Origin of the sequence: Dietzia sp. CW19, assembly GCF_014145265.1 — a bacterium.
Lineage (GTDB): Bacteria > Actinomycetota > Actinomycetes > Mycobacteriales > Mycobacteriaceae > Dietzia > Dietzia natronolimnaea.
The window spans coordinates 1-5028 of the sequence record NZ_JAALEE010000355.1; the positions used below are offsets into that span (position 1 = coordinate 1).

Below are 5028 nucleotides of genomic sequence, written 5' to 3' on the forward strand. Positions count from 1 at the left end.
GGTGTTCCCGATCCAGGTCGCCGACGCGCTCGGGGATCTGCCCGAGGTCGACCTCGCCGTGCTGTACGGCGTGTCCGCTGCCACGGGTCCGGTCGCCGTCGCCGCGGTGAGCCGGTGGGGCTCCACGGCGATCACCGCGGCCGACGTCGGTGGCGCACTCGCCTCGGTCCCGCCCACCGGCCGACCGGATATCGTCCACGTCGTCGACGACATCCCGGTGACGAACTGGTATCGGCCGGACGCCACCGGATTCGCCGCCCGGGGCCTGCCGAAGGCCGGCCCGCGAACCTGGATCCGCGATCCCGGTACAGGCGGGTACGTGCGGCTGACCAAGGCGGTGCGGGACGGGCTGGTCACGTCGGACCAGCTGTGATGCCCAGGTCCGGTCAGCCCCAGCCGAGGGCGTGCAGGGTGTGCTCCTCGATCCCGAAGTGGTGGGCGATCTCGTGGATGACCGTCACCGCCACCTCGTGGACCAACTGCTCCTCGGTGGAGCAGAAGTCGCACAGCGCACCCCGGTAGATCGTGATCGTGTCGGGCAGGAAACCCGAGTAGGTGGTGTCACGCTCGGTCAATGCCACGCCCTCGTACAGGCCCAGGAGGCCCGGTTCCTCAGGATGGCGATCGGCGATGAGGACCACCACGTTGTCCATCGCGGCGAACAACGCATCCGGCACGGAGTCCAGCGCGTCGTCGACGAGCGACTCGAACCGAGACTCCGCCACGACGATGCTCACGGCGTGCCCCCGGGGATCGGAACGGATACGGTCCCGGGATCCGGGTCGGTCGGCGTCCCGGGGGTCCCCTGGCCGACCCCGGGTGGCGGGACCTCGGTCGTGGTGGGCGCCACCGGGGTGGAGCCGTCGATCAACACGCCCTGCCGCGCGGACCCCCGCAGCACCGCGAACGGCCCGGGGTCGGCGGCCCTCATCAGTCCGCAGTTGACGGTGCGGCTCCCGGTCGCCCACGAGATCTGCGAGATCGGGTTGACGAGCGTGGAGATGAGGGTGGTCCGCCGCAGGGCCTCCCCGTCACCCAGGTAGGCGGTCCCCGCTGCCAGGCAGGCGTCCGCGGTGAGCTCGGCCTGCACCCTCGGCTCAGGCGGGGCGGGCTCCTCCGGGAAGAGTCCGGAGACGTCGACGTCGGAGACCACCTCGATCGCGTGGTCCTCCGAACACGGCACCGGCGCACCGGGCAGACCCTCGTCGGTGAATCCCAGGCAGGTGCCGGGATCCCACCGTCGGTGCTGATCCGCCTCCGCGAACACCCCCGTCGAGGTGGTCGACCGGCCGTTGAGTTCGGCCGCGGCGACCCCGCACAACACCGTGTGGTCGCCCTTGGCCCAGCCCTCCTCGGAGGGGGGTACGACCAGCCCGGTGAACCGACCCGCCGGGTCGACCTCCCGGCCCCCCGCGTAGCGGGTGATCATCGGCATGCAGCGATCGGTGCCGATCGGGGCCAACCTCGAGTTGTCCGGGAGCGGGGTGTTCTCGCCGAACCCGGGTACACCGGAGAGGTCGATGCGGCCGGCGACCTCGAAGCGGTGGGGCTCCGCGCAGTCGACGGTCGTGAACGCGGTGACGCGGTCGGCCGCGTCGACCTGCCAGGTCAGGCACGTTCCCGGGGCCGCGTTCGCGTAGGCGGGCCCGGACAGCGTCCTCGGGTCGACCTGCGGGACGATGGCCGCGATCCGTTCCGCCGTCGCGGAGTTCGGATCCCCCATGGCCGAGGCCATGAGTCCACCGGTGATCGCCCCGCCGGACAGGATCGCGACGAGTGAGGCCATGACCGCGCCCCGGGTCCGGAGCAGTGACCGGCCCGGGTGTGGTGATCGCGAGGAGGTGATCATCGCATCCATGATGCCGCAACTTCGCCGCCCCGATAGGATTCAGGGCATGAGCGGACAGAACCGAGACGAGGCCGGCGGCCCGGACAGCGGAACCCGCGCGCCGCGCGAGGGGGTCGACCCGGAGGTCCTCGAGTTCGCACAGATGCTCTTCCAGCTCGCCCGGGACGGCGAGACCGAACGCCTGGCCGCCTACGTCGACGCGGGGGTGAGCCCGGACCTGACGAACGAGCGCGGTGACGCGCTGCTCATGTTGGCCGCCTACAACGGGCATCCCGACACCGTCCGGGCGCTGCTCGCCCGCGGCGCGGATGTCGACCGCGCGAACGACCGCGGGCAGACCCCGCTCGCGGGGGCGGTGTTCAAGGGGTACGGCGAGGTGGTCCGGGTGCTGTTCGAGGGCGGTGCGGACCCCAACGGGGGGACGCCCACCGCGGTCGACACCGCCCGGATGTTCGAGAAGGACGCCTTCCTCGAACTCTTCGGCGTCTAGTTCGGGTGGTGGGACGGGGCCGCTAGGCTGGTCGCCGTGATCGATCTCAGGCTCCTCCGCGAGAACCCCGACCTCGTCCGCGATTCCCAGCGCACCCGCGGCGAGGACCCCTCGCTGGTCGACCGGCTGCTGGCCGCCGACGAGGCCCGCCGGTCCTCGATCTCCGCCGCGGACGGCGCGCGCGCCGAGCAGAAGGCGCACGGCAAGAAGGTCGGTCAGGCCTCGCCGGAGGACCGCCCCGCGCTGCTCGAGGCGGCGGGTGCGCTCAAGCAGGCGGTCAAGGACGCCGAGGAGGCCGAGAAGTCCGCCGCGGCCGAGGTCGACCGACTCCAGCGGCTCCTCTCCAATGTCGTCGAGGCGGGGACCCCCGCCGGGGGCGAGGACGACTTCGTGGAGATCGAGCGGATCGGCGAGATCCCGAGCTTCGACTTCGAGCCGAGGGACCACCTCGAGCTCGGGGAGAGTCTGGGGCTGCTGGACATGGAACGCGGCGCCAAGGTCTCGGGCGCGCGCTTCTACTTCCTCACCGGCTACGGCGCACTCCTGCAGCTGGGCATGCTGCAGTTGGCGGCGCAGAAGGCCACCGCCAACGGCTTCACACTCATGATCCCGCCGGTTCTGGTGCGCCCCGAGATCATGCAGGGCACCGGGTTCCTCGGCGCCCACGCCGACGAGATCTACCGGCTCGAGGCCGACGACCTCTACCTGGTGGGCACCTCCGAGGTCGCGCTCGCCGGCTACCACCAGGGCGAGATCCTGGACCTGTCGGCCGGACCCAAGCGGTACGTCGGCTGGTCCTCGTGCTTCCGGCGTGAGGCCGGCAGCCACGGCAAGGACACCCGCGGCATCATCCGCGTGCACCAGTTCGACAAGGTCGAGATGTTCTCCTGGTGCAAGCCGGAGGAGGCCCACGCCGAGCACCTGCGCCTCCTGGGCTTCGAGAAGGAGATGCTGCAGGCCATGGGGCTGCCGTTCCGCGTGATCGACATCGCCGGTGGGGACCTGGGGTCGTCGGCCGCCCGCAAGTACGACTGCGAGGCGTGGGTCCCGACCCAGGGTGCCTACCGGGAGCTCACGTCCACGTCCAACTGCACGACGTTCCAGGCCCGCCGGCTGGGGGTGCGCTACCGGGACGAGGGGGGAAAGCCCCAGACGGCCGCCACCCTCAACGGCACGCTGGCCACCACGCGCTGGCTCGTGGCGATCCTGGAGAACCACCAGCAGGCGGACGGTTCCGTGGTCGTGCCCGAGGCGCTGCGGCCGTTCGTCGGCAAGGACGTGCTCGAGCCGCCCCGCTGACCGGATCGGCTCAGGGCCGGAAGAGCATCATCACGCCGCTCGCGCTGGCGCAGGTCTGACCGTCGGTGTCGAGGACCTTGGCCTGCACGACGCACGTCGACCGGCCCACGTGCTCGACCTCGGCATGGATCGTCGCGGGGGTCTTCTCCAACCTGAGCGCGCGGATGTACCGGACGGTCAGGTCGAGCGTGCTGTAGCCCACGCCCTCGTCGACGACGGTCGCGGTGGCGTAGCCCAGGGCGGAGTCGACCCACCCCGAGACGATCCCGCCGTGCACGGTCCCCCCGTTGTTCAGGGCCCACTCCCCGGGTGTGGCGGTCATGGCGACCACGCGATCGGACGCCGAGGTCAGTGCCAGGCCGAGGGTGTGCGCGCCGGGGGAGAGGTGACGCTCGCCGTCGACGATCCCCCGCAGGGCGTCCAGCCCCGCGTGCGGGCTGCGCTCGGACTCGCTCGGCAGCGGCGGCCACGAATAGTGGCGACTGCGCGCCGCAGGGTCGACCGAATCGAAGGGCTCGTCGTCATCCACCCCGCCGAACCTACCGGCAGCGGATCACGCCGCCCGGGGTGGGCCGCTACGCTGGGGGCCGTGGAGCTGCTCTATACGGGGATCATCGGGTTCGCCCGGACACTGTTCAAAGTCCAGGGACTGGACATCACGATGCGCGGCGAGCGCAACTTCCCCGAGGTCGGCGGGGCCGTGGTGGTGATGAACCACACCGGGTACCTCGACTTCGTCTACGGCGGCATCCCGGCGCGCCTGCACAAGCGGTTCATCCGCTACATGGCCAAGGTCGAGGTGTTCGACCACAAGATCTCCGGGCCGATCATGCGGGAGCTCAAGCACATCCCGGTCGACCGCACGGCGGGTAAGGCGTCGTTCGACGAGGCGGTGGACCGGCTCAAGGCCGGAGAGCTGGTGGGCGTGTTCCCCGAGGCCACCATCAGTCGCAGCTTCGAGGTCAAGGGCTTCAAGTCCGGTGCGGTGCGGATGGCGCTCGCCGCCGACGTCCCGATCATCACGGTGACCCTGTGGGGCTCGCAGCGGGTGTGGACCAAGGGCCTGCCCAAGAAGCTGCTGCGCCCGAAGGTGCCGATCATGATGGAGGTCGGCGAGCCGACGCCGGCGTACGAGCCGGTGGAGGAGTGCACCGAGGAGCTGCGCTCGCGGATGCAGGCCACCCTCGAGCGGCTGCAGGACGAGTACGCGCAGCGCTACGGCCCGTACCCGCCCGGTGCGAACTGGGTCCCGGCCCGTCTCGGCGGTTCGGCCCCGACCCTCGAGGAGGCCACCGCCCTCGACGAGGCCGAGCACGCCGAGCGGATGCGCCGACGGGCGGAGAAGGCCGTGGACCCGTCCGCCGACGCCTCCGACGCCCCGAAGGGACCG

At 71.4% G+C, this 5028-nt stretch carries 6 protein-coding genes and 1 pseudogene; 4 read left to right on the forward strand and 3 right to left on the reverse strand.

The features are described 5' to 3' along the window. Positions 1–373, forward strand: a pseudogene (locus G6021_RS10910) (acyl-CoA synthetase); the annotation flags it as partial. Positions 374–386: 13 nt separating this feature from the next. Here the strand turns inward: G6021_RS10910 and G6021_RS10915 are convergent. Together G6021_RS10915 and G6021_RS10920 are read right to left on the reverse strand one after the other, a co-directional pair. Continuing rightward, positions 387–737 (reverse strand): metallopeptidase family protein, encoded by a 351-nt coding sequence (locus G6021_RS10915; RefSeq protein WP_182610619.1) that lies wholly within the window; start codon positions 735–737, stop codon positions 387–389. After that, positions 734–1849, reverse strand: coding sequence for a septum formation family protein (locus G6021_RS10920; protein WP_241736522.1), 1116 nt, complete (start codon positions 1847–1849; stop codon positions 734–736). Before G6021_RS10920 ends, G6021_RS10915 begins: the two co-directional genes overlap by 4 nt. 142 nt (positions 1850–1991) lie before the next feature. On the opposite strand from G6021_RS10920, the gene G6021_RS10925 reads away from it, so the two are divergent. Both G6021_RS10925 and serS read left to right on the forward strand, forming a co-directional pair. Beyond that, positions 1992–2339: an ankyrin repeat domain-containing protein gene (locus tag G6021_RS10925; protein ID WP_206682168.1), complete on the forward strand. Its 348-nt coding sequence runs from the start codon at positions 1992–1994 to the stop codon at positions 2337–2339. A 36-nt stretch (positions 2340–2375) separates the two neighbouring features. Then, the gene (serS, locus tag G6021_RS10930; RefSeq protein ID WP_179524223.1) at positions 2376–3638 is read left to right on the forward strand and encodes a serine--tRNA ligase; all 1263 of its coding nucleotides are present in this window, start codon (positions 2376–2378) and stop codon (positions 3636–3638) included. A 10-nt stretch (positions 3639–3648) separates the two neighbouring features. Here the strand turns inward: serS and G6021_RS17335 are convergent, their stop codons facing one another. After that, positions 3649–4167: a hotdog fold thioesterase gene (locus G6021_RS17335; protein ID WP_182641275.1), complete on the reverse strand. Its 519-nt coding sequence runs from the start codon at positions 4165–4167 to the stop codon at positions 3649–3651. 60 nt (positions 4168–4227) lie between these two features. Between G6021_RS17335 and G6021_RS10940 the strand changes: the two genes are divergently transcribed. Beyond that, positions 4228–5028 (forward strand): 1-acyl-sn-glycerol-3-phosphate acyltransferase (locus G6021_RS10940; RefSeq protein WP_182641276.1); only part of this gene is annotated, 801 nt, incomplete at its 3' end.

Coding starts and splice junctions, on each gene's coding strand:
- G6021_RS10925 (WP_206682168.1), top strand. CDS start 1,992: ATGCTCTTCCAGCTCGCCCGGGACGGCGAGACCGAACGCCTGGCCGCC.
- G6021_RS10920 (WP_241736522.1), bottom strand. CDS start 1,849: ATGATCACCTCCTCGCGATCACCACACCCGGGCCGGTCACTGCTCCGG.